The sequence below is a fragment of the Nostoc sp. genome (assembly GCF_036917355.1).
Taxonomy (GTDB): Bacteria; Cyanobacteriota; Cyanobacteriia; order Cyanobacteriales; family Nostocaceae; genus Nostoc.
On record NZ_JBALDP010000007.1, the window covers coordinates 29482 to 55537 of the forward strand.

Here is a 26056-nt window from a genome sequence, read left to right on the forward strand (position 1 = left end):
CGATCGCTCGAAAATTGGCTGAAAGTATTTATTTTATTAAACTTAATGATTTGATGCAATTAAGTGCTTGTTTGTTCATAGATAAGGGAATTTCAATCCAGAACTCAGTTCCTTGCCCAGGTTCTGATATACATCTTAGTGTTCCCCCATGTTTCTCAACTATAATCTGATAGCTAATTGATAAACCTAATCCCGTACCCTTACCGACTGGCTTAGTTGTGAAAAATGGATCGAACAGTCGTTCCTTAACTGCTTCTGTTATTCCTGAACCATTATCAGCAATTCTGATTACACAGTTCGTTGCGATGACTTCTGTAGTAATTGTAATTTTATTAGGATTAGCATGAATTTCTGCGATCGCGCGTCTACTATCATAGTTATCGAGCGCATCGATTGCATTACTGATAATATTCATGAATACTTGATTTAGTTGACCAGGGTAGCAATCTACTAAAGGTAAATCTCCATAATTTTTCACTACTTTTATCCCAGGATGATCGACACTATCTTTGAAGCGACTTTGTAAAATTAGCAAAGTACTATCTAGTCCCTGGTGAATATCAACTCTTTTCTTCTCCGCCTCATCAAGACGAGAAAAATTCCGCAGAGATAAGACAATTTCAGAGATCCTTTCGGCTCCTACTTCCATCGAATTTAGAATTTTGGGCAAATCATCTAGTAAAAAATCTAACTCAATTTCCTTAATGTATTCTTTAATTTCTGACACGGGATTGCTATAAAACTGCTGGTAAATATGCACAAGATTCAGCAAACATTGTGTATAATCCTTTGCATATTTCAAATTCCCGTAAATAAAATTAACAGGATTGTTAATTTCGTGAGCGACTCCTGCGACTAACTGCCCCAAACTGGACATTTTCTCAGCTTGGACTAATTGAGCTTGAGTTTGTTGTAACTCCCGCAGGGATTTTTCCAATTTTTTAGACTGAGCCTCAGCAATTTCTGCCAAATTCTCCTTGATTTGTAGCGCACTCCGTAGTTGCGATCTTTGCTGTTTCAGTTCACTTGTTAACTTTTTGGCATCAGCCAAAGCAGTATTCTGAGATTGTAGTAGAAACAAGAAATCAACAATCGGGTCGTGAATCGCAAAATCTTTGAGTTTTATACCCAGAGGAGCCAAGCTAGTTGTATCTGTAATCCAGGGAGAACCTAAAAAAAATATCACTTCCTCCTCTGGTTGATACATCATCTGACCCTTGAGATGCATTCCGTTGTGGAGAAACTCTAATATAAACAAAGCACGAGATTGTTTACTAATCGCATCAAAATCAACCAGAATTTTTGGACGATTGATCTGGAAATGCTGCTCAATCAATTTACCAACTAATGCTTCAGGACAAATACGCTCATAGACATCACCAGCTTGTACAATTTCCCGATTACAGTTAAAGGCAAAGTGGAAAGGAAAAGCTTTCGCCAGCAACTCTGGCGAAAGTGTAAGGTGAGGAGGAGCCATGCTACTGCACTCAATTTGGTTTATAAATCACTAAAAATTCATCATGTTCAGCACCCTCATCTCGATTTTGGGTTTGGGTAATATGAACTTCTGTATCAAACCTGGTTCCCAATCCCTTGACTAGTCCAAGAATCATTGGCGTTAACCCTTCTCTATCAGAGCGATAATGTAAGCTCAAAGAATTTTCTTCCATATCAGTACACTCAAATGATGGGGGTTGGAGTTTAGGAAAACTAACTCCTACACGAGCATGAAGATTATCAAGGTTTTCTAAAAACTCAGGGAGTTCATCTCCACTCATATCCATCAATTCGCCATAGCCTTCTTGAGCAGTGTACTGAACCCAAAATTCCCCAAAGGCTTGCATAATCTCTGAGGAAGATAAACCGAGAATGACACTAGCAGCTTTTACCAGCTTGTGAGTGATGTCATCAGGATAGCCTTCCATACTGAGGAAAACATCTACATCCACCTCTGCCTTGTGCTTGATTGTTTTCCAAGTATCTTCGCCAAAGCGACTGCACACCATGTCTTGAATCGCCTTGTTCACTAATCCGTACATGGAAGCCTCCTCTTGCTGCACCTAATTTTACTTTGTGAATTCGCCAAGACTCGACAACTAATTTCTTAAAAAGATTATTTAAATGACAAAACTTTCTGTAATTAAATCTTAAAATGTTTTATTACAGCTTTAAAAACCGAAAAAAATAGGGAAAACTGTTTGCATTTTAATGCTACAAATACTCATTATTACAACCGTATTTTCACTTATTCGTTTTACTCAGATAGTTTTGAGGTTTTATAGTAAGGACTAAAGTCCTTACTACGAACTTCTTTACCCATCAATTTCGGCTTGACAGATTAACTACAGAGATTCATCAAAAGGCAGCCATGAATCAGGATACAAGCTATATTTAGAGATTTGACGCTGAATACCGTTAAAAAATTGGAGCCGGGCATCCATAGCTTCGGAAATAGCCAGCTTTATCTTAATATCTTCTTCATTCATGGTAATCTGAGGTTCAATCACTGCTGCTAGCTTCGCTGCATGACTATCATCCACATCAATATGAACTTCAAAAAAGATCAGCGATTCTTTGGGTAAAGGAGTAGCGCCAACAATTCCTTTGTACAGTTGCGTGTACAGTGAGCTAACAATCCCTTCGGAAGCATAACAGACCGCACCCAGTGCAGCTAAATAGCCGTACTTATGTGGCATCTGCAAGTAGGTTTCAATAAGGGCGCGAGTTTCAGGTGCAGTGGGTAGTGATGCCAGAGTTTCGTCGTGGATACCAAGTGCACGGGTAAATTTACGAAATAATTCTGGGTGGGATTGAGTTACATCTCCCTGTCCCATTTCGTCAAATAGATTTTCCAAGATGACTAACTGACTGGTCTCATCTTGGCAGCAAGACAAGATGCTAGCCAAAATACGATTAAATTCTTTGGAGAATTTGTACATCTGAACAGCTAGTACCTGTACGTCTGGTAAAAATAAATTTCCAGTCTGACAGCGCATTAGAAACTCATGATTCCATAGAGGATGATTAATCGTTATTTCACGGAAGGAATTTCTAACTAAAGAAGATGTCTGTGTCATCGTAATATTTGTAGGGCTAGATGAAGAGGTTGGTCAAGTAACGGGCTAAAAAATGATTCATCTATTGCGATATGTTCTGGAGTCACACGCAATTCCTGTAAGGTTGGCATCGTATTGAAGCCAGCAAATTTAAGAGCATTAAAGTAATCCTCAAGGGTTTTGTGAATCAATTGCACATTTAGCCAAGAGCCATCTCGTTTCCAAATACGACCAGGAAACTGTTGATCTCGCTTGCTGAAGTAACCTGTGCCCTCAACTTGAAAATAAAACGGATATGCTGCCTCCCGCATATATGGAAAAGATGGATGAGGAACGCTAAATACAAATCGACCACCCGGACGAAGAATGCGTGCAACTTCTGCCATGCATTCTTGGGTCTGAGCAATTGTTAGATAGTTAAATAGAAACACTGCAACAACTAAGTCAATTTCGCCATCATCAAACTGCTTGAGATTGGTAGCACATCCAACTTGATAGCTAATACCCAGCGAATCTTCTATTTCTTGCAGTTTTGCAGCTGCAATCATGCTTTCAGAAAGGTCTATTCCATGTACCCATGCAGCGCCACGTCGGCTTAATTCTCGGCTGCAATAACCTTCTCCACAACCTATATCAAGTACTCGCAATCCAGCAACAGGCTGACAAAGCTCTAGTACAAAAGGGCGGGCTGTAAAGTCTGATAGGGAAGTAGGTTCTCCTCTAACCCACTCTGATGCTGTGCGATTATATAAGTTTTTAGTTGAGTTTTTGTGATTCACATTTGACATTTACTAGTATTTTTTTATACTTTATTTATGATTGCTGAATTTAGTCCGATCGGACAAAAATGCCTGAACATATATCATTTAATAATTAATCTGTTTTACTGATAAGGTTGATTTTACCGATTTTTATTTGTTTGCAAATTTTGTGTTTAATAACTAGGCTTTTCAAATAATTAGCTGCCCTGGAAATTACCATCTTGTTAGTTTCTTTAAATATAAATAGTTAAATTGTATTTAACTTTATAAAGTTGCCTTGTTACTTAGTCAATAGAAGTTTTACATATAAAGAGTTTGGCATTTATATATAAAGCTTCATCTAGGCTTTATTAAATAAGTTAAAATTAACCTTTTTAATCAAGACAGCTAAGAGAAATAAAACAGTATATTTTACGAAGTATAAAGAGAATAACCTTGTTAATTTGTAATAGCCAGATTCATTTTGAAACCGAAATGGCTTTGGATGCATAAGTTATTTAGCTGATTTAGAATAACGTTGGAAGAAATAATGTTAGAAAAACTAGTAGTAGAATCACCAGTGCGCGATCGCTTACAATACGAACGTGCGATCGCATTTTCTGAGCTTGGCGATCGCCTCTTTGATGAGCTTGCTGATAAAATTGCTACAAAGCGACAGTACCGACTACTGTTTGAACATACATTAAAGTCTGAGTTATTCCAACAAATCCGAATTGCTGCTGCGGGTTATATTTCAGCGTGTCTGAATAGTCCCATCATTCTTTCGGAAGCTGAAATGCTTCAGCGGCTACTGGAAGCAAGAAGTACTTTGCCGAACTACACCGGCACTGGTCTTTTAATGCCCAAGCGAGAACATACTCTGGCATTTAACCTCTTTCAAAAAAGCGTTGCAGAGGCTTTCTACCAACTAGGAGCAAATGAACTGATTGATGCAGTGGATTTACCAGTCAACCTCCGCATGGTCTACGGCAAAACTGACGCCAAGAAATTGGGTTTGCCCTTCGCTAGCTCAAAATGCCACAGTGATGTCTGGGCAGGTGTTGCTGCTGATGCAACTGTAGTGGTTCTACCATTATTTGGCGACATCGATAATATCACCATCGAAGCCGGTGAAATGCCCCGCGAAATGGAATTACAGTCTATGCAAGTGATGTCAGACTTTGACGAAGGTCGGGATATTCCGATGGTTGTCTCTTACACGGAAGCACAACTACAACACGGCACAATGTACTTTAATGATGCCCGTGGATTGCACCAAACAGTAAGAAGGAAAACTGAAGGTCTAAGAATTTCAGTAGATTTCCGGTTCCGCAGGAAATTCAATGAAGCTTACCGGGCAATGGTCGCACCTAATATTGGTGGTATTGAAGAAGATATGAGCGTACCCTATAAAGAGTGGCTGAAGGTTGGGAAAGAAACGTTAATTGTGTTTGATGAAACTATTGAACAGGTTAAGAACAGACAGAACGCTGACGCTCCAGTTCCACTTTATACTCGTGGGTATCGCCTTTTAAATATGTTTAACTTTTGATTTGCAAAAATCTAAACCATAAAAAAGAGGTCTTTCTCGACCTCTTACCAATTCCCTAAAATAATATTCTATTTACAGAATTAAGACAAGCCAGTATTAGCGCCTTGCTTACCAGTTGCCAGTTCTACCTTGATAATTGTGCCACCTGCTTTTTGAATACGTTGCTGTTCGCGGAACCAGTTTTCATAAGGAACTAGCTTAGTGAAGTAAGTATTTTGCAGTTCGCGTTGGGTACGAATTCGGGTTTGGCTGGGAACTAGAGCAGTAATTTTAAACAAACGGGACATATTTTGAAAATCTCCTTTATACCTTGTGAAAACTTTTTTATCTCAAAATCTTGAGTGCAAATCTTTTAATCATTCAAAGGCTGGAAATCAAACATCAATACTAGACCACCAACACTCATCACTGATAATTTACCAAGATAAGCAATATAACGTTCTAGCACTCACGGCTGATTTCCAGACCTTAATAAAGCCGCACCTAAATTCTTAAGCGCAAACTAGTTCTTAGCTTAAGCCAGAGGAGATATAGTCTAAGTAAACGCCCATTTCCTTACCAGCATCAGAACCTACCAAACTGGCGGTTACTTCTTTGATTGCTTGGATAGCTTGTACGGTAGCACCGACGGGAACGCCCAAGGAGTTGTAGGTTTCCTTCAAGCCATTGAGCACACGCTCATCTAGGATGGAAGGATCGCCAGCCAACATGGCGTAGGTGGCATAGCGGAGGTAGTAGTCCAAATCGCGGATGCAAGCAGCATAGCGGCGGGTGGTGTACATATTGCCGCCGGGACGGGTTATGTCAGAGTATAGCAAAGATTTTGCTACAGCTTCTTTGACGATCGCAGCAGCGTTAGCGCTGATGGTGCTAGCAGCACGTACCCGTAGTTCGCCAGTAGCGAAGTAGCCTTTTAGCTTTTCTAAAGCAGAAGAGTCAAGGTATTTGCCTTGAACGTCTGCGGAGTTAATGACAGCGGTAATTGCGTCTTGAGCCATGTTGTTAATTCCTTATTTCCAACCGTATTGCAATACTTCTGTTTAAGTAGGTAAACAGCTTTACCCTATCCTAGAAGGGCACCAACTAGGTAGTCGAAGTAGCCAGCAGCTTCACTAGCGTCATCACCAGAGAGCAATGATGTAGAGCCATTCTTCAGCCCACGGATACCTTCAGCAACACCATCGATCGGAGTTCCCAAGGACTTGTACAGTTCACGGGCACCAATAACACCAATTTCTTCGATGGGGGTGACATCACCAGCAACGATACCGTAGGTAACGAGGCGGAGGTAATAATCTAGGTCACGCAGACAAGTAGCAGTCAATTCTTGACCGTAAGCGTTCCCACCAGGAGATACAACATCAGGACGCTTTTGGAACAGTTGATCGCCAGCTTGCTTAACCAGCCGTTCGCGATTTTCTGACAAAACTTGAGCAATCCGCACACGGCGCTCGCCACTTGCAACAAAGGACTTGATCCGATCTAACTCACCAGGGCTGAGGTAGCGGGCTTCTGCATCAGCATTCACGATAGCTTTCGTGACAATACTCATTAATGGATTCCTCCAATACGAATGAAACCAGGATTTGATTAAACTGGTGCGACTTTGAGTTTGGTTTACTGAGTTTGTTTTCTCGTCCTTTTAGACACAACAGTTTTACAACTACTACGGCTAAAAAATTACGAGTTTGCTTGAGTCAACATTAGTACACAAGCTTTCAAACTCAGTTACCTTCCGCAAAACATTTTCCGGCATTCTGTTGAGCATTTATGACTGCTCTTAATACTTTGTAATATTGCTTTTCAGAATTTACTGTTTTAACTGCAATCTGAGAGCGGTATTACGAAAGGTTACGAAGGGGACAGGGGAAAGGTTACAGGGGACAGGGAACAGTAAATAATCTGTACCCTATTCCCTAATTCCCTAGTCCCTACTGCTTAATCAACCGCTACACTGCCGAGGTAGTTACCTACTGGCAAAGATGGGAAGCGGTTGTAAGGTACAACATCTTCACCGAAGTAGCGGCTATATTCTGGACTGTCGACTATTGCTTCTACAGCAGCTGACAAACCACTATCGACTAGCAGCTTGTTATATTGGCCAATTTCTTCCTGAGTTGCGGGTGTACGCCCCAACAGATGACGGAAGAGGAACTCAATGACCTTGGCATGAGGATAAGGTGATAAGAAGCGCTGGCGATAGATTTGGGAACTAGCTAGTTCGCGCACAAACTCCCGCACGGAAATTTCACCATTTTGGAGTTTGCTATCTAGGTCAGTGCGACGGAAATTATTGGGCACTTCACCGCTAAATACATCCAATACTTGACGATAAATGGCGTTGATTGCCTGTTGTTTTTCGTCTTGGTTGGTGTTTTCTGTTAGACGGTAAATGCGTGCATGTTTACGCACACCCATTTCCACGGTTTGTCCACTAGCATCGTTGTAGGAACGACCCAGTTCAGCAAAGGATGGCTGACCATTTGTTTGGGCTGCGATATCTGCGATCGCCTGTACCAAAAGCGGTGTATCGTTACTGACTCCAACACGGGCTTGTACTGGCTTAAAGCTTGGTACAACCACGTCATCGTTTTGCTTGGTCAGCTGGTTGTAAAGCTTCTCCGTATTCGGGAAGTTTGCCGCTGGGAGGGTCGGGAAGCGGCGGTAAGGCACCGTATCTTCACCAAACACCTGGTTATATTCCACACTATCGACTAAAGCACCAATAAAGGCACGAATACCTTGAGTAGCCAAAATCTGGTTATACTTGCGGATTTCTGCTTGATCTAGTGGCGCACGTCCCAAGAAGTGTTTGGTTCCCAACTCAATCACTTTGGTGTTGGGGTAAGGTGTGTAGAACTCTTTCAGGTAGAGGTTAGAGTAGCCTAAACCTTCAATAAATTCCTTCACACTAATTTCGCCATTACCCAGCTTGCTTTCCCATTTGGTAAATTCGTTTTTGGCGATGTAGGGTGCAATATCCCGCTCAAATATCTGACGATACGCAGCGCTAATCAAAGTTTTGACTGCAACTTTGTCGCTGGTATTGGCCACAAGCTTGAAGATTTTGGTCTGTTCCCGTTGCTTGCTGACACCTTGGTTAATGCGGAACTGAATATCTGGTTCTGACCGCTTTTCTGTCACTGTACCCAGTGTCACAAAGCTTGGTATTACTTCCTTCTGGACTTTTGCGGCAATATCATCACGAATGCTACCAACGCGTAATTGTCGCCCGGATACACCACCAGGAGTCAAATACCGTTCGTAAGGAATTGTATCTTCACCAAATGCTTCGCTGTATTCTACGCTGTTAATAATGGCATCAACGACGGCGTAAAAGCCCTGTTTAGAAGCAATGTCAAAGTACTTGTTGATTTCTTGACGACCATAAGTCGGACGACCCAACAAGCGGCGGTGAATATACTCGATCGCTTTACAAACATACAGCGATGACCAGTACAGGTTGCGGAATACATCCGACTTAGCCAAAGCACGGATAAATTCGCGCACCGAGATGTCGCCGTTTTCCAGCTTGATTTCCAATACCTTCGGGCGCTGGCCTTCGTAAAGATCGCGACCGAAAACTTGCAGGTAAGCAGCTTTAATCAATGCTTGCGTGGAGCTTTCGGAGTATCTGACGCTAGAATTTTTGGCAGCCTTTTTACCTCTAGTGCCAGGCAGCTGATCTAACTTAAACACCTTAGGACCAAGAGTACCAGGAGCTTCACCTCGTGCTCTGGGATTACTATTTTGGTTATTAATCCCTGCTCCTTGGTGAATCAGGATACGTTTGGTATCCTTACTAAAAGGAGCCGGACTGGTACTGGGGTTGCGAGTTTCTTTCGGGAAAATCGCCCCAAACTGAATTTCCAAGGGGTCGTTACCAGAACCGTAGGGATGTTGATCTGGTAGCGGTTGCTCGTAAGCCGCAAATGTGGTAATGAATTGAGGTATCTTGCGGAAAGGCGCACTGTAGTTAAACAGGTCTTGCTGCGGCCCCCAGTTGCGACATTCTTGTGCTTCTTGACCCAGACCCCGTAGGTAGGGTACTGTTTCTTCACCAAAATAGTCGCTGTATTCAGCAGAATCTACTAAGGCATCTACTAAGGCTGGTAGACCACCGTTAGAAATAATCGAGAAGTATTTTTGTACTTCTTCGCGGCTACTTGGCCCCCGTCCTAAAATATGACGGAAAGCTAGTTCGATGACTCGGCTGTTAATAAAAGGCTGGTAAAACTGTTTTTGGTAAAGGGGAGATTTAGCTAAACGACGGACAAACTCTTTCACAGAGATGTCGCCATTCTTCACCTTGGATTCCAGGTCAGAGATGGACAAGCTATAAGCACGGGTAATGTCGCGCTCAAAGATTTGCCGATATGTGGCCTTGATTACCTCATTTTTTTCGCTACTTGATAACCCAGTCTTCATCACAAACTTGGGACGCCGTTCTGCTGCATTAAAGTAAATTTGCGGCAGTTGCAACCCTTGCTGGTCGCTAGAAGGGCGTTGACGAACTTTGTTTGAAGGTGTGGCTGCTTTGAATTCTGTTAACAAAACATCCATGTACTGAGACACAATTTCTGTAGCCTCAGCATCGTTGCGGAAAAATGAAAGTGCCCCGGCTTTGATTTCCTGCAAAGCTACTAGCGTTGCTTCACCAGAACAGGCATTTTCAATGATTTCCCGCAAACCCCTTGTATTCACCGCTATGATGTTGGGGTCGCCAGCAACGATCGCATAAGTAGCGTAGCGCAAGAACCAAGATAAATCCCGCAAGCTCTTGGCCATGTTGCTTGGCCCATATCGAGCAATGTTAATTGGTCTGAAACCCGGAGGTGTCGGGCCGCTGGGGGATGAGTTAAATATTGAACGTAAATTTTCTAGGAACCCACCACGACTTTCAACGTAGGTTACAGTTCCTAGTTGCATCCCTTGCTGAACATTAGCACCAGCAGTAACAGGTACTATTTCTATTTCTCTAGGCTTTTCTAAAAAAGCCATTGGCGAACCACCGACAAAAATCCGGTTGGCAGCCCGAGACACAATAATCTCGGCATTGTCTGTCAGCGTCTGAGAAATTTCTAGACGCTTTGCACCAGATGCAAAATAGCTTGCCAGTTCATCTAGTTCACCATTTCCCAAGAAGCGGTCTTGCTGCTCTGCTTGGGTAATTGTGGATACAGGTAGGGTTTGATATAGTTGCGGACGCGCAACCGAGCTTCCACCACTCGCCTTAACACTCATCGGATTTGTAAAACTCCCATCATAAGCGTTTATATGTTAAGTCTGGATTGTTTTGAGGCTTGACACATCGGTGTGTCTATGCTTTATGAGCTTGAGAGTATTGCCTGCAAAACTGCCAGTAAATTAACCCAGTTAGCTTTTAGATTAGAACGTTTTGCGTTCTCAAGGCGGGTTTATTAAGAAGTGTGTAGAACCTGTATCTTAAATATCTCCAGTCTTAAAAGTGCATACCCCAGTTTGTCTGAGATTAAGTCTAAGTTTTGTAACTAAGTAGTAGGTTGGGAACTGCCTACTGATTTCTTTTTTATTTAAACGCATAGGCACTTCGCCTTCTGGCAGGTAGGAGCACAGAGGGAAGCGCAGAAGCACGCAGAGAATTAGCTATGGATTAATTAAAGGTTGCACTTAGTCACCGGACAGTGTTTATTAATCGATTTAAGTTATTTTTGCTACCAGTTAACTCATATTCGGAATTTACACCGTATGGTAAGTAATTCTTAATTTGTGGTGGTTTAATCTGCAAATAGTCAGTATTTACATACAGGGTAAATACGATAGGTAAAAGTTGTAAATTGAACTATTTCTTCAATGCTAGCCTATCTGCGATCGCAATTATTTTCGCTGCCACTCCGGCAAATGCGCTTCTAGAGAAAACATCAGCACCTTGTCAAGTGAGCAAAGACTAGACCTCAAATACCAACTCTGGTATACAACAGTGAAGCCCAGGACTACGAGGGCAGAAAGGGACATTTATAAATTTATACTTTTATGCTGATGTCACTTCTTAAAAAGGGCAGTGACTAAAGAAAGCATAACTGTTAGTGGTAGCGATCGCCTCAAATTCACTACAAAAAATGCTAACGCAGTGAAACTGTTACAAGATATTTATAATTCTAAATATTGCCAATGATTTTCAGAGGATCAGCATATATCACCAAAATTGGACGTGACCAGTTTTATCGCGGATAAACGTTTGCTTACATCGCTACTGAGGTATGAGGTAGGTCATCAAATGTCCTTGAATAAGTTGCAATGGTTCATAGATAATACCAAATATTGCCAAACCAATCAATGTGATGTTTAATTAAGCTTGTTCTGAAATTTAATATTTGATAATGATAACGCGACGTAAATTTATAGCTTTAATTCCTGGTTTTGTAGTAGCTAGTACTAGCAGCGTACTTGTGAGTTTAAATCCCAAAAAATATTTAACTAATCGGAAACGAAGTCTACCCTTTTTCTTAGGTTGGTATGACAATATCAATAATATGGATGTACCAATCAAAGCATCTTCTAAAGGAATTGACTTATTAATGCCCTATGTTGAAAAAGAGGGCAAGGCAAAAATACAGGCATTTTTGGATGCTTCTAAAAAAACACCAATAAAAATCCTGCTTGAGATTCCTCGTAATTTAATCGAATCAGAAAATATTTCAGGAGTAAAAGACTTTATTCGTACTTATAAAAACCATCCCTCCGTTTATGCTTGGTATCTTTATGATGAACCGGAAATAAAAAAACCTACACCACTTTCTCCAAATTTGTTAAAAAAGGTATACAAAGCTATTAAGGAAGAAGATAAATCAAAGCCAGTAGCATTAGTTTTTACCAAAATAGAAAAAATTGAACCTTATAGCGATGCAATGGATATACTAATGTGGGATTGTTATCCTTGCAAAGACGGAGTTGTAGAATTCCAATGGGTATTATTTTACCGAAAAGCACTCTACGAAGTCATTTCACTTGCTGATGTTAAAAACAAAAAATTTTGGAACGTAATACAAGCTTATAGAGGAAATCAGACCGATTTTCGATTACCAACAAAGTTGGAGTTCCGCTATATGTTTTATTTATCAGTCTTTATAGGGGCTGATGGGCTGCTATTTTGGATACACTACCTCTCTTCACCTTCCTGGAATGAATCAGTTTTGTATCCTACTATTAAAGAATTCCGAGATTACATTCCTGCAATCGTTAGAGGAGAAGATTTCAGTAATCCAGTACAAGTAAATAACCCAAATATAGAAGTTAAATTATTTCCTATTCCTAATACTACAAAATCTTTAATTATAGCTATTAATCACACTTCAACTAAAATAAATTTCGTAGTAAAACTGACTCAGAGTTTAGCTGGTAAAATAGTTACTTTAAATGGAAAAACTATTAATAATCTATTTCCTGATGCAAGTTTCAGTACTCGTTTAAATCCTTATGAAGTAAAGTTGTATCAAGTAAGATAAGTTAATGAGCTTAGTAATTAGATATAAGACGTCTAAATTCTTCAAACTTCTTATCCCATATCTCTTAACTCCGATAAGCGGCGATGAATAAGTTTGAGCTATGTGGCGTAGTTATGTCTATCTTCTTATGTTTAATTGCGTTGTTCCACTTAGAGATACAGTATGATAAATATTTTTTTGCTAGAGATTAATATGATATTAAACCGATTTTTATGATAATAATTAATACCTGTAGTTTGAATATAATTAATTATAAATCTTGGATTTCTATTTAACTAAAAATTCACGAGCATCTTGGTGAAAATTTCTCTCTTTTTTAAACTTTTTGTATCCCCAAACCTGCATTTGATAGGGAAGAATGCGAAATAGTAAAGACATTACTTTGAGAATATTTAATTTTAGTGAAAGAGTATTGTATTGATATCGTGCTTTAATTTGCTGTCCTAAAGCCGCAGACCGTCTACTGATAACGCCTGTATTTCTATAATAAAGTAAAGGTTCAGATAAATTTGAAATACCAACTCTCAATTTTAATGCTCTTGCCCACAATTCTAAATCACATTCAGAACGAAATTCCATGTTATAAAGTCCTGTTTTAGCAAAAACGCTACTTCTAAACATCACAGATGGATGTATCAAGGGATTTTGATAATGAAACAGTGCATGTATCTCCTGATTACATACAGGCATTATCCTAATTGAGCAATTTTCTTTTGGGAATTCATCCTCAAAGACAAAAGCACAAGTACCTAAGATGTCAATATCTAAGTTATTTTCTAAAAAATCTATTTGTTTACTTAATCGCTCTGGATGTGCAATGTCATCAGAGTCCATTCTTGCATAGTATTTAGATGACGAGTTTAATATGGAGATATTAAGCGCATAAGCTAAACCCATGTTTTTAGAAATTAATAGGTGTTTTATATGGGGATAAGTTGCAGTATATTCATTAACAGTTTCCTCCAAATTTTTTGGAATCAAACCATCCTGAATTAAATGAATTTCCTTTGCTGGTACACTTTGCCATAGGATAGAGTCAATAGCAGCACGAAGATGTGCAATATTGCTACCTTGGTAGAAAGGAATACCCACTGTAATGCTTGCTTGTATGTTGCTAGAAACTGTAAATACTGTATTCGACATGGATGTATTTCACCTCTGTATATTTCAATATTTCAAAGACAAAAATGTGTTTATAAAATTTCTTGCAAGGTTTTTGAAAGATAAGCTTCTGAATGATTTTCTTGGAAGTATCTTATTGCTTCCCAATAGCGGGTTTCATAATCATTTATGTTCATACTAAATAAATCATGAATACATTTTGACATTGAGATTTCGTCATTAAAATCAGTAAAAAATACAAAATTTAGACCTTTTAAATATGAAAAAGTAGGAATATCATTAATAATTAAAAGCTTTCCATAACTCAAAGCCTCTGTCACCACACCACTTTGAGTTGAGAATGAGTAGGGAATCACAACAAAGTGGCTTAAACCAAGTAGAAAACTTTTAGCACTATTTGAAATGAAGCCAGGAAATCTAATTATTACTTTTTCGTCGTAGTTTACTTGTATGTTCCTCTCGCTTCCACCCCGAATAAATCTCGCTTGTTTTGGGTAATCTTTGTTAATTATACTTGCTAGAGATAAAAATCCTTGAGGGTTTTTATCTCTATCTGCTCGACCTAACAATAAAAAAGTTTTTTCATTATCCCAACTATACTTGAGTTGTGCTAAATTGTTTTGTAAAATATTTTCTGGTAGAGAAATAAATGATAAGTTTAACTTGTAAAGCTTATCATTATTAACGAAGTCTTTTGCTTTCAAATATGCCTCATTGCTAGGCAATAATATTTTATCTCCTATATAACCAAAGACTAAATGATATAAAAATACAATATATGCTTTTAAAGGGTTAATCCTTCCTTTTTCAAACTTAGGTTCATGCATTAAATAAACAATTTCTAAGTTCTTATTTAAAAACTTAGTAATTATTTTTAAAATTAAAGCTAATACTAAGTAATCTAACTGGATTAAAAAGAAAAATACTGATATTTTTTCTTCCTTATTTAAGCTCAGTAACTGTTTGATTAATGACCAAATTTCTCGTAAAGTGACGGAATACAAGTATTTTACAGAATAACTAACTATATCAGAACCAGTATTTGGTGTCATTGCTTTGTAAAAAGATTCTGAGCAATGATGCACTCTGGGATTTTTCGGTCTAAAAAGATATATTATATGCATAATTCACAAATTGATAAAAACGCGGTTATTTCTAAAATAAATATTTGAGGTGACTGAAGTCTTAGTAAATATTCGCTAATGTAATATTTAATTTATTCATTTTTTGATGCAAAAGGTGAGTCAATTTTGAGATTATTTTTAAGTAGAATCAATATATTCAAAATGCTAATTATCAATTTTTCATGCATTTTATTAGCGTAAATCAAACGTATTTGTGAATGCTCGCTAATTCTCTTTTGAGTTTGGCTAGAAATACCTCCAGGTTCGCGTATTGATATTACTGTAGGTAAATAAAAGATTGTTATATTTTTGAGCATTCGTAGAAATAACTCGTAATCCATAGAAATTTTGAGATATTCATTGTATTTGTAATTCTTATGTAGAGAAGTTTCACAGAAAAAACCCTGGTGTGGTAAAAACATAAAGTATTTTAGAAACTTCGATGACAGTTGCGGCGGACGATAAAATATGGTTTCTCCAGCAAAACTTGTAGTGACTGTGACTCCAATAGCACATTTCCATTTATGTTGCATATAGCTTTGCACAACTTCAGAAATTACTGTTTTGGAAAAGAATACGTCTCCAGAGTTTAAGAAGAAAATTAAATCCCCATTACTTTTTTCTAAACCTTTATTAAATGCACTAGATATACCATTATCTAGTTCTGATAAATAAAGATACCTTTTAGAATGGTTATATGACTCTAAAAACTCTTTACTTCCATCATCAGAATCTCCATCAATGACGATATGCTCTATTATTTTATAGTCTTGTTCTTTAACTGATTGTAAGGTTTTTTCTAATCCTTGATAATTATTTTTGGATATCGTCACTATCGATACTTGGCAATTATTCATATTAGTTATGATTAATGAGGTTTAATACAAACTGATAAAAAAGGTAAAAATATTCACTGATTGGTGTAGTTAGCGGTTCACCATTCCAAAAAGTTAGGTAGCTTTGAGGAGATGTGATACTAACAAAAAAGTAAATCATCCTGAAAACAATTGCCAACATAAATATAAAAGTATCATATCTATAGGCACTATCAAGTTTGTCGGAAGAGAGAGCGATAATATAAAAAAAACCAGGTATGCAAAAAAAGATACTGGTAATTCTCAAATTAAATCCATACGTTAAAGACCCAAAATAAAGTAAGAAAAGCAAAAAGAATGTTGTAATCCATCTTATATATCTTCTATTTGTTTTGCTATATGCTCTATTTATTTTGCTTAGATCGGATCTCAAGATAAATATAGAGATAATAGTATAATCAAGAATAGGGCGTATTTGATTTTTAATCTTATCTCCAAAACTGTAATCATCACCGCCACCGCCATAAATATCGATTCTCTGAGATACAGAACCATCAAAAGATGATAATGAACTTGTCAAATTTAGCAGTGATTTCATTATTACTGATGAAAATAAAAGTATCGAGCCAAAACAAATAATAATACTAAATCTATTATTCAAATATTTAGAAAACGATTTGAATGGGTTTAATGCATTAATAAATTTATACTTGAATAGTCCAGGTAATATGCCAAAAATATACATTAAAGAAGATTTGTGTGTCCAATAGCCGACATATATACAAAGACAAGCGATCGCAAAATTATCAATATAGATAGCAGGTATTATAAATATCCATGAATAAATTTGCCTCATCCAAAATAGTTGAAAATAATATCCTTGAGTCGTTACATTAATTAATATGATTAATGGATAAAAATCGGGCATAAATAGCATGGATAAAACGGTGAAAGCCGTATTCATGCTCAAAGATTGAAGGAATAAAAAACTCAGTTGACTAGGCCCTATTAATACACTCAAATATTTAGGCAAAATGAAAGAGACTGGTTCTAGTTCGATATCTGGAATAGTCAACCCTGTTTCTTTCTGAAGCGAAGAATAAATATCAAGATATACAATTGTATCTTGAAATGGCTCAAAGCTGGCTATATATGTAGTTACTGTAAATAAAACTAGTAAGATTGGAAATATATTGAGTACACGTTTTTGGTTTCCTACTATTTGATTTTGGGAAACATTAATTTGGCAATATGCAAGTATAAAAACTACACCTAATAACGGAATAATAGCCCAAATAGCTAGACCAAATATCAAAATAAAATTTTTAAAATTGCCAAACAAAGAAAAAGTTTTATGTATTGAATGGATTTTATCTTTTTCTGGGATGAATTTAAGAAGCATAATTTTTAGATATTATAAGTGCAAAATTATCACCTCTATAGACTCAAAACTTTTGCACTTCTCTGGGAGGTTGCTAAACGAATTTGATGAGACTCGGTTACGAAGCTAGTATTTATCAAGCTGTGTGGATTCTAAAGCGACTGTGGAGGCTTTTTCAGCAAGCCCTATATAGTTCTCACTTTTTTTGTATATTCATTGCTTCCTTATAAACCGCAACGTACTGCTGTGCAATCCGAACTGGATCAAACATATATTCTGCATGACGGCGGGCTGCTAAACTAAGAGATTTACTTTCCTTTTGTTGCTGTAGAACCCATTGAATTCCTGTTGCTAAATCTTCTGCTTCGTATGGTTGTGCCAAATAACCTGACACCCTATGCTGAATTAAATCAGGCATTCCCCCAATTTTGAAGGCAACAGTAGGAGTACCGCAGGCTATTGCCTCAACAACTGTATTCGGTAAGTTATCTTGTCTAGAAGGTGCAACAAAAACATCAGCGGCAGAATAGAGTAGAGCGAGAGAAATATCATCAGCAAGATGTCCTGTGTATCGAATTGGGAAACCCAATTTAGGAACTTGTGGCGGACGTGACTGCCCAAAAATTACTATTTCAATTTCTATATCTTTTGACTTTTGATTTTCCAGAAAACTGGTAGCTTGTAATAATAAATCAATACCTTTGCGAGGATCATTTGTTCCACCCAAGGCACCAAATAAAATTAACGATCGCTGTTGAGGTAAATTCAAAAGCTGTCGTGCTAATGTTTTTTCAATCGGACGAAAGCTATCTAAATCTAAGGGATATGGTATTACTGAGACGGGACAATCTGCCATCAATGCACTATTGCGAACGCAATCTGCTAGCCAGTTACTAGGACAAACAATATGGAAAGGATATTTCCAGTTACGTTGCTTGCGTTCCCAAGTCCAACGATTTAAATCGAAACCAGACTCGTCTTGTGGACGATTGTCTGCTCGATAACCTTCACGCCAGCGAGCATTAAGTCCATCGTTTGTATAGTGCTCTGCTCCACAAAATGCCCACATATCGTGAAACGTCCACACTATCGGTTTACGAATCTGACCAATTTCACTAATGGATAAAGTCTCTGCACCTACCCAATGAAGATTTATCACATCTGCATCAGAGGCATGGAAAGATTTTACCCAATTAGAAGGAAGAAGTCCAGCCGAATAACGCGTTGGATCGGAACTTTTGATGGTTTTTTTGGCTAATAAACCAATACCTGTGCGAATTTCTGTTGTTATTCTTCCGATTTTTAATGAATTACCTCTAACTGTTGGATCGTCAGAAGTCTTTGACAAAACTTGCATCTGAGAGTCTATTTCTGCCTGTAACAGACAACGATGAATCCGGTAAGCTGCACGAGCAGCACCTCCAGATAAATCAGAATAACTAGTATGAATAATTTGCATAAGTAGATTCAATGGTTAAACATTAATAGATCGACAAATTATTTGAAATTTTTGAATGTTTTTCTGAGCTTTCTCTGGACACGTTTCAAGAGACTTGGCATATAAACATTTTCTCTTGTGAAGCGATCGGCTTGGCGATCTGGGATTGTGAAGGGCGGATGTTGTAATGGAAATTGCACGGCTTGTGTCGGAACATTGGAGCGTGGATCGCCTCGATCTGTTGTATTAGTTCCATCGAGATCGAATCCCAGATTGCTAATCAAATTAACTGTGGGGATAATGCTCAAGGCATTTTGTAACCAGGAACAGAGCATCCATTGATAGTCCCAAGTATCAAAACCATCATAGGTAGATTGAAATTGGTTTTGCCAAAATTGGACTTCTCTGGAATCTCTGAGAATGTCTTCCAACCAACCTTCGTCGCGAATGGTTGACCACTTTTTCATTTCCAGATCGTAATGTTGCCATGCCCTACGCCAGGTTGCCCATCCCCATGTTCGGGTATAAATCGAAAAGTAATAGCTATCCTGAATCTGCCGATTTCTAGGATTGCCCAAGGGGGTATTATCTCCAGAAATTGTCATGACCCGCTCATCATGACGGTAATACCTCAATAATTCTTCGCAATAGGGAAAAAATGTCGGATGAGGTAAACAGTCGTCTTCTAGAAGAATAGCTTCTTCAACGATGTCAAATACCCAAGAAAAAGCAGTAGCTTCCCGCTGCTTCATTCCCATATTGATGTCAGAATAATTGGTTAAGACTTCGCAGGGCCAGTCTACGCGATCGATAATCGATCGAGTTTCAGCACATTTTTCGGACTCTCCTGTTCGATTTACACGAGGGCCATCCGCCGCAACTAGGAGTATCGGTGGACGCGCTTGGCGAATTGCCTCAAACACTTTTGCGGTTCTATCTGGGCGATTGAAAATGATGAACGCAACTGGAGTTTGCATTTTGACAATACCTTTCTTCTTGAAAGTTGATACACGAGATAATGCGTTTTTACAGTGCGTAAGTCCTAAAGTCGTAAAACAAGAAATAAGCCTGGAAGCATTTCAATGACTGGAGTAACTATCTCATTACTTTCCACAATTGGTATTATTTAGTTTATTTAACTTCGATAAAATGACAGGGAACGTTTCAATCCAGCTTGGGTAGCAAAGTAAATAAAATATGCCATAACCTTTGGTGAAATACTGCATTTAAATGCCTCTTTAATTTGCGCGATCGCAGCAGGTAAATCGCCAATCATTAGCATATTTTGGGCTGTTCTGAGAGCGCAGATTGCCGAGTGTTTTTTATTGGCATCAATCAGGCGATCGACTGTTGATTGTGGCAGATAAGTAGGCAAATAAGACTGTACAATTTCCAACCCACAGCGTACCTCTTGGATATTTTTACCTGTACGCACAGTTTGTCCAGTATTAGATACAGAATGTAGCCGATAAATAGCTAGTGGCTCAACTTCATACCATACAGGATATTGTGCGGCAATTCGCACCCACATTTCCCAATCTTCATAATAAAAACGAAACCGACGATCAAAACTACCTAACTTTTCATATACTTGTCGGCGAACAACAATAGAGGGAGTTTGAATATATTGTTTGACTATAATTTTTTCCAACCAATTATCAATTGTGCCGCTTTGAGGTTGTAATATCTCAGAAAAGTGTCGCCAGTGCCCTGTCTCATCCATAAAGATGTGACGACAGAAAGCGGCTCCTATTTCTGGCTGGGTATCAAATGCTTGTTGCATCTTGGGATAAAAACCTTCCCGAACGCAATCGTCACCATGCAAAAGATGGATGAGTTTGCCACGCGATCGCTGTAGACAGGTGGTAAAGTTCTTAACATGTCCAACATTCTCTGGCTGGCGATAAAAACTAACGCGATCGCCTGCTAATTCTTTAACAATAGCTTCAGGATCGTCCTTGGTGGAGTGGTCATCAACCACCTCTATTTGCATTATCTCCGATCCTGGGTCTTGCGCTAAAACGCTTGCTAATGTTTCACGCAGATAGTTTGCACAGTTGTAGGTGGGAATCATTACTGACCATAAAGGTCGTGGTTCTCCATCGGGCACAGGTTGAATAACAGATCGAAAAGGGTATAGCTCATTCATAATAATTGGCTTTTCGTCACTTCAGGTGTTCAGTTAATTTGTTTTTTTATTGCTGTAATTAAATAATTTCTTCAAGTCATTGTGAAAAACTATCCGTCAATTAATTCTGGACAGGCCGCTAGGTTTATGCTAAGTATGTCTAAATATGAATTTCACAATTTTTTTAATACTCCTCGTAAGAGACTGAGCAACATCTGGAAAAAATTGCAACAAGTAGAACATTCGTGGGTGCTGATAAGGCCATAATGCTTTATTTAAAGCTTGCAAAATCTCAGTATCCTGGTATCCTTGTTCGCACAAATATTCCTCTAACCAGGTTAAGAAAGTTAAGTGGGTAGAATTTGGTTTGAGTGGATTGTATTGTGCTGAAACTTGTGCAATATAACAGGAGCTTTTTGGGTGTTGTCGATACATATCCCAACAGCCACTTTCTACAAAGACAGATGCTTTGACACAGACTTTGGCAAAGAAGGCTTGATCTTCAAACATTCCTCGGAAGGACTCCTCAAAGCCACCGACATCTTGAACAAGTTTGCGACGTATGAGGACGCTACAGGTGCCTGGTGTTTCGGCTTTGCCTTTCAAAAACAACTTGATCAGTGTTGGCGGTTTTAGTAGGGTATCAGGTTTTACACCAAGAGTTCGTTGGCGATCGCGCTTCGCATCTTCAGGATTACCCGTCCAGCTAAACCACATCAGAGTGGAGCCATAAACCATACCTGCTTCGGGGTGAGCTTCTAATATTGCTACCTGCTTCTCCAGTTTTTGTGGCAACCAGATATCATCTGCATCTAGTAAAGCAATATATTCACCTTTTGCATGGCGAATTCCCAGATTGCGCGTTGCACTCATACCGCGATTTTGATGACCTTCATGCTCCAAATAGCGCACTTTGTCAGGGTGTTGTTGGGCATATCGCAACGCAATAGCTGTACTCTCGTCGGCTGAACCGTCATCTGCTAACGAAAGTTCCCAATTCTCATAGGTTTGAGCGAAAATGCTTTCTATTGCTTCTATAAAGAACTTTTCAACAGCGTTCAAAAAGATGATGATGCAGGAAACTAACGGTTTGTTATTGATCTGTTCAACCATGAAACCACCTCGCTAATTGCTTGGCAAATTCTTCCCCATTCCAGTTTTCAATCCCGAAGCGAGGCAATTGAAAACTGTTGCTCTGTCGCCATACAATGTCTTCAGTTGTAGTGCAAGCACAGTCAAATCCAGTAGTTCGAGTCAGTTCCAGTGTTTCTGGAGTGTAATTACCAAATGGATAGGAAAAACTTGTCACGGGACAATTGAGCATCTCCTCTAAAGCAGCTTTGCTTTGCTGGATTTCATACCTTTGTAATTCTGTTGATTGTGCTGAAAGAAATGGATGGGTAACTGTGTGAGCGCCAATTTCTACTAATTGCTCTTGCCCCAAAGCACAAATCTCTTTCGGTAAAAGGGAGCGGTGAGTCTTGCGTACTGTAGATTCGGCATTAGCCCAAATTACTAACTCGTCTAGAGCTTTTAAACATTCCCGTTCCGGTAAAGGTAGTAAGACTTGCCAAATTGAGTAATAGAAAGACATTCGAGAACCGGGTTTAGCTTCCCAGGCTTTAGAAGTGCGATCGCTTTGATAGTCTTGTTGAGTGTAATTGGCTGCTTGACCCAGCTCCCAGTGACAAAGGCTACCATTAATATTCAGAGAAAGTTTCTCAGGTAATGTGCCTGGTTGCAAAAGTAGCCGTTCTAATTCATCCCACCAAAACTCACGCTCTTTCCCTATGTAGCCAGTACTTACGAAAACCGTGGCTGGAATGCTATAGCGCTCAAGTATTGGTTTGGCATAATGGAGATTGTCTGCATAACCGTCATCAAATGTGACAACTACTGCCCGCTCTGGAATGTTGCCATCTCGATGCGCTTGCGCGAATTGCTTAAGGCTAAGGGGTTGGTAATATTTTTGTAAAACTTCTAGTTGTTCGGCGAAGTTTTGGGGAGTTACGCACAGACTCCAGGGGTCTAATTCTACCTCAGCGACGCGATGGTACATCAAAATCAGCCCCTTAGAAGATGCTAAATTTTTCTGGAGCCGTCGAATTGTTCGCCGCAATTTGTCACTTCCAGGTATTTTCATTCCATCACCTCAGGTTTCACTGCTCTGACTGTGATAGTTACCTCGTAGCTACGATCGTGATAATCTAGCTTTCCCTTGGGTATATCTTGAACTACCAATCCTTGAAGAAAAGCTGTGGCTGCCAAAGCATTTCCGTGGGTTTCGATTTGAATATTCTCTTTAGGAAAAACCTCCTCAAATAGTCGCTGTGCAGATAGGGCTGTAAAATTCCAACACCAGCAATTGTTCCATTCCTGATCTTTGAGTGGTGTGATTCCTGGAAACGTAGCCAGAACAACACCTCCTGGTTTCATAATTCTGTAGGTTGTTTTCAGCGCTAGTCGCACTTCGTAAATTAGCTGAAGCGTCTGAACCAGTATAAAGCTGTCAAATGTATTTGATAGTATATGTTCCGCATCTGTTAGGTCTGCGATGATTGTTGCATTGGGGTTATCTTGAACGTGCAATACATCGCTTTTAGTAACGCGATCGCCTCCAAATTGCTGAGTATAATAGTTATCTCCAATTTCTAATACATGCCCATGAATATCATTTGAATGGCGACCCAAAAAATTCTCAATATAGTAGCGGTCAATTGGTTTTCCTTGTTCAAAACCCCAACCTGAATTTATAGGTTTTAAGCTTTGCAGAGTACCCAGACGTACCTTATTATATTGAGACTTTAGCCAGTGGTGGGTAGGAGATGGTAATATCTTTTGGACGATTAGTTTTAACTGTTCTGTGTTCATGAAAAAATTCTTTTAATAAGTATGGCTTTTTTAAAGAAGAACTATATGCCCAACAGTTCTGCATAACTCCAATTTGCATAAACACGGACACCCCGTTCTAAAGATAAAAAATCGGTTATTCCTAGACTTCCTAATTTTGTAACATCAGCTTGCCAATTAATGGGGGTTCCAACAGGAACCATTCCATCAAACTCAACACTACCTTTGTAGTCTAAGGATTTAAACACCATCTCCGCTAGTTCTGAAATTGTAACTTCTCTTCCACTTGCAAAATTATATGTTTCTCCTTGCATTGGTGCAGAAGTTGCTACTACTAATAAAGCTTTGGCAATGTCGAGTACATGAATAAAATCACGGCTTTCTTTGCCAGTTCCTTGTAACTTAACTATGGGTTGATAAATTGCTTGTCGGCAAATATCCCAAAGAACTTGACGGCGTAAACCCGGGCCATAAGCAGAAAAAATTCGTACACTTGCAGTTGGTAAATCATAAACTTTGCTAAATTCTAAACATAGTTGTTCGCTTTGTAACTTATGAAATCCATACGGAGAAATGGGGTTACAGCGTTGAGTTTCTCCAATAGGTAATGACTCTGGATTTCCATAAATAGCTGCACTAGAAAGAAAAATAAATCGACATCTAGGCGCATTAATTCGCAACGCATTTAAAATTTCAAAAGTTAAAGCTGTGTTAGATTGAAAGTCAATATCTGGTTCAATAATCGATAAGCCAACAGAGGCACGCCCTGCACAATGAATGCAAATGTTAGGAGAATATTCCTTTAATAAGTTATTTAAAGAGGGGTCGGGTAATTTGAGACGATGATAGGTTGTTAAATTGTGAATGGGAGCATTTTCAGGGGGCGAATTATCAACGCCTATTACCGACCAACCTTGCTCTGAGAAATACCGAGCAACGTAACGACCAATAAATCCCGCTACCCCAGTAACTAAAACTGATTGATGGAAAGTAGTCATTTTGGTTATGTTGTAATAACTAGTGTTTGATAATTTTTATAAATTGAGATAAATTAATTCTGATAATTATCTCAATATTTAAAGTTAAATATTTACATATCTAAAACAGTTTTTGTCCACCAATCTTTTCGAGTATTCGCAAAATTAAAAGCATCTTCTAAGATTCGGTGATTTAATTGCTCTAAGACTTCTTTTCTCAATAAAGTATCACAAATATAAGCTGCTGCTTCCTCAGGTTTATTAATATCTAAAATTGGCAAGCCAGATAAATATGGTAATGCTTTCAGACAAGGCTCAGTTGCCAAGAAAGGCATTCCATAAGAAACACATTCAACTAATTTCATTTTTACTGAAAAATCATTATCAATAGGACATATAAAAATATCAGAAGTCTCAAACAAATCCTCAAGCTGTTTTTTAGGAATAAAACCAGGAATATGAACGTTACTTTCTATAGTCCAATCTTTGGGTATATTATGAAAATCTGTACCAGCGATCACAATTTTTATTGTATTATTTAGTCTTAATAATCTAGGAGATAATTCATAAATTAACCATTTTACAGCTAAAAAATTGAAATAGAAATTAATATTACCCGCAAAGAAAACTGTCTTTGAATTTGTATAACGCCATCTGCCGAGTTTAGGCGGAAGTATTTGTGAATTTATTGATACTTTTTGATTAGCTAATAAATAGTTGGGAATATCTGCTTCGGACATAAATATACATTTATCAGTCAATTTACAGACTTTTTTTTCAAAATTCTTAAGTCTTAAATAACTAATAAAAATGCTAAATTGAGATTTGTAATTGAACCAATTATGGGGAGCAAGAGCCTTAAAAAATTCTGCCTCTTTATCAGTTGCAAGGTATATCTTTTTTTGTTTAAGTTTGAGGAAATTTTTAAACCATAAAATACTATATAGTTGTTCAACAATAACAATTTGAATTGAGAGTTTTTCACAGAGTTCAGTTAAATATTCAGAAACATATTTTGCTCGATCCCAATTGTAGTACGTTACATTCTGAAAACTAAAAGTCGATCGTAATTTATACAATAATCTTTTATAGATTTTTACCACTTCTTTTAATAAGCTTTCTTGTTTTTCACAAGGACTTAATCGAGTAGTTAAGTAATATTTAACTTTAAGTTTTTCTAATTGTACTCTAGTTTCCGATTGACTACTTTCGTTACAAGTAACAGCAACATAAAGGTTGATGTCTTCTATCTGAGATAATTGAAAAATATCATTTAAAAGTGCTATTCCACAACCATTATTAGGGTCTAAAGGATAACTTGTGAAATAAAGAACATTTTGCTTTTCCATGCCTTCTCTCTTATCTATCTTGTATCAAAATGGATGTATT

21 protein-coding genes and 1 pseudogene are annotated in these 26056 nt (G+C 38.3%); 2 read left to right on the forward strand and 20 right to left on the reverse strand.

Going from position 1 to position 26056, the window contains the following annotated elements; genetic code table 11:
- Positions 1–28: 28 nt before the first annotated feature.
- The 4 genes from V7K53_RS01675 to V7K53_RS01690 form a co-directional block, all read right to left on the reverse strand.
- On the reverse strand, positions 29–1477 hold the full coding sequence (locus V7K53_RS01675; RefSeq protein ID WP_335195945.1) for a sensor histidine kinase: 1449 nt from the start codon (positions 1475–1477) through the stop codon (positions 29–31).
- 10 nt (positions 1478–1487) lie between these two features.
- Positions 1488–2039, reverse strand: coding sequence for a heme NO-binding domain-containing protein (locus tag V7K53_RS01680; protein ID WP_335195946.1), 552 nt, complete (start codon positions 2037–2039; stop codon positions 1488–1490).
- 303 nt (positions 2040–2342) lie between these two features.
- Positions 2343–3077, reverse strand: a complete 735-nt coding sequence (locus V7K53_RS01685; protein WP_335195947.1) for a TenA family transcriptional regulator — start codon at positions 3075–3077, stop codon at positions 2343–2345.
- Entirely contained in the window at positions 3074–3844 is a 771-nt protein-coding gene (locus V7K53_RS01690) for a class I SAM-dependent methyltransferase (RefSeq protein ID WP_335195948.1), read from the reverse strand. Before V7K53_RS01690 ends, V7K53_RS01685 begins: the two co-directional genes overlap by 4 nt.
- Positions 3845–4346: 502 nt before the next feature.
- Here V7K53_RS01690 and V7K53_RS01695 point away from each other — a divergent pair.
- A complete protein-coding gene (locus V7K53_RS01695) occupies positions 4347–5348 on the forward strand; it encodes a hypothetical protein (protein WP_335195949.1) in 1002 nt (333 codons plus the stop codon).
- Positions 5349–5428: 80 nt separating this feature from the next.
- Here the strand turns inward: V7K53_RS01695 and V7K53_RS01700 are convergent, their stop codons facing one another.
- From V7K53_RS01700 to V7K53_RS01715, 4 genes and pseudogenes are all read right to left on the reverse strand, one after another.
- Positions 5429–5635: a phycobilisome linker polypeptide gene (locus V7K53_RS01700; protein WP_094349821.1), complete on the reverse strand. Its 207-nt coding sequence runs from the start codon at positions 5633–5635 to the stop codon at positions 5429–5431.
- Between the two features lie 222 nt (positions 5636–5857).
- Entirely contained in the window at positions 5858–6346 is a 489-nt protein-coding gene (gene apcB / locus V7K53_RS01705; protein WP_069068902.1) for an allophycocyanin subunit beta, read from the reverse strand.
- A 65-nt stretch (positions 6347–6411) separates the two neighbouring features.
- Positions 6412–6900, reverse strand: coding sequence for an allophycocyanin subunit alpha (gene apcA / locus V7K53_RS01710; protein WP_099100538.1), 489 nt, complete (start codon positions 6898–6900; stop codon positions 6412–6414).
- A gap of 398 nt (positions 6901–7298) precedes the next feature.
- Positions 7299–10592 (reverse strand): annotated as a pseudogene (locus tag V7K53_RS01715) (phycobilisome rod-core linker polypeptide); the annotation flags it as partial.
- 1115 nt (positions 10593–11707) lie between these two features.
- Between V7K53_RS01715 and V7K53_RS01720 the strand changes: the two are divergent.
- A complete protein-coding gene (locus tag V7K53_RS01720) occupies positions 11708–12832 on the forward strand; it encodes a glycoside hydrolase family 2 TIM barrel-domain containing protein (RefSeq protein WP_335195951.1) in 1125 nt (374 codons plus the stop codon).
- Positions 12833–13099: 267 nt separating this feature from the next.
- On the opposite strand, the gene V7K53_RS01725 is transcribed toward V7K53_RS01720, so the two are convergent.
- From V7K53_RS01725 to V7K53_RS01780, 12 genes are all read right to left on the reverse strand, one after another.
- A complete protein-coding gene (locus V7K53_RS01725; protein ID WP_335195952.1) occupies positions 13100–13975 on the reverse strand; it encodes a glycosyltransferase in 876 nt (291 codons plus the stop codon).
- Between the two features lie 50 nt (positions 13976–14025).
- Positions 14026–15006 carry a glycosyltransferase gene (locus V7K53_RS01730; RefSeq protein WP_335195953.1) on the reverse strand — a complete coding sequence of 327 codons (981 nt, stop codon included), beginning with the start codon at positions 15004–15006 and terminating at the stop codon, positions 14026–14028.
- A gap of 164 nt (positions 15007–15170) precedes the next feature.
- On the reverse strand, positions 15171–15935 hold the full coding sequence (locus V7K53_RS01735; RefSeq protein WP_335195954.1) for a glycosyltransferase family 2 protein: 765 nt from the start codon (positions 15933–15935) through the stop codon (positions 15171–15173).
- Between the two features lies 1 nt (position 15936).
- Positions 15937–17295: a hypothetical protein gene (locus V7K53_RS01740; RefSeq protein WP_335195955.1), complete on the reverse strand. Its 1359-nt coding sequence runs from the start codon at positions 17293–17295 to the stop codon at positions 15937–15939.
- A 175-nt stretch (positions 17296–17470) separates the two neighbouring features.
- Positions 17471–18733, reverse strand: coding sequence for a glycosyltransferase family 4 protein (locus tag V7K53_RS01745; protein ID WP_335194839.1), 1263 nt, complete (start codon positions 18731–18733; stop codon positions 17471–17473).
- 38 nt (positions 18734–18771) lie between these two features.
- Entirely contained in the window at positions 18772–19689 is a 918-nt protein-coding gene (locus V7K53_RS01750) for a glycosyltransferase family 2 protein (protein ID WP_335195956.1), read from the reverse strand.
- A gap of 158 nt (positions 19690–19847) precedes the next feature.
- On the reverse strand, positions 19848–20861 hold the full coding sequence (locus V7K53_RS01755; RefSeq protein ID WP_335194843.1) for a glycosyltransferase family 2 protein: 1014 nt from the start codon (positions 20859–20861) through the stop codon (positions 19848–19850).
- A 129-nt stretch (positions 20862–20990) separates the two neighbouring features.
- A complete protein-coding gene (locus V7K53_RS01760; protein ID WP_335194845.1) occupies positions 20991–21953 on the reverse strand; it encodes a glycosyltransferase family 2 protein in 963 nt (320 codons plus the stop codon).
- On the reverse strand, positions 21946–22983 hold the full coding sequence (locus V7K53_RS01765) for a polysaccharide deacetylase family protein (protein ID WP_335195957.1): 1038 nt from the start codon (positions 22981–22983) through the stop codon (positions 21946–21948). The genes V7K53_RS01760 and V7K53_RS01765 overlap by 8 nt, the downstream gene beginning before the upstream one ends.
- Positions 22980–23711 carry a methyltransferase domain-containing protein gene (locus V7K53_RS01770; protein ID WP_335195958.1) on the reverse strand — a complete coding sequence of 244 codons (732 nt, stop codon included), beginning with the start codon at positions 23709–23711 and terminating at the stop codon, positions 22980–22982. Before V7K53_RS01770 ends, V7K53_RS01765 begins: the two co-directional genes overlap by 4 nt.
- A 41-nt stretch (positions 23712–23752) precedes the next feature.
- Positions 23753–24688, reverse strand: a complete 936-nt coding sequence (locus V7K53_RS01775; RefSeq protein ID WP_335195959.1) for an NAD-dependent epimerase/dehydratase family protein — start codon at positions 24686–24688, stop codon at positions 23753–23755.
- A gap of 92 nt (positions 24689–24780) precedes the next feature.
- On the reverse strand, positions 24781–26016 hold the full coding sequence (locus V7K53_RS01780) for a glycosyltransferase (RefSeq protein WP_335195960.1): 1236 nt from the start codon (positions 26014–26016) through the stop codon (positions 24781–24783).
- Positions 26017–26056: the final 40 nt, after the last annotated feature.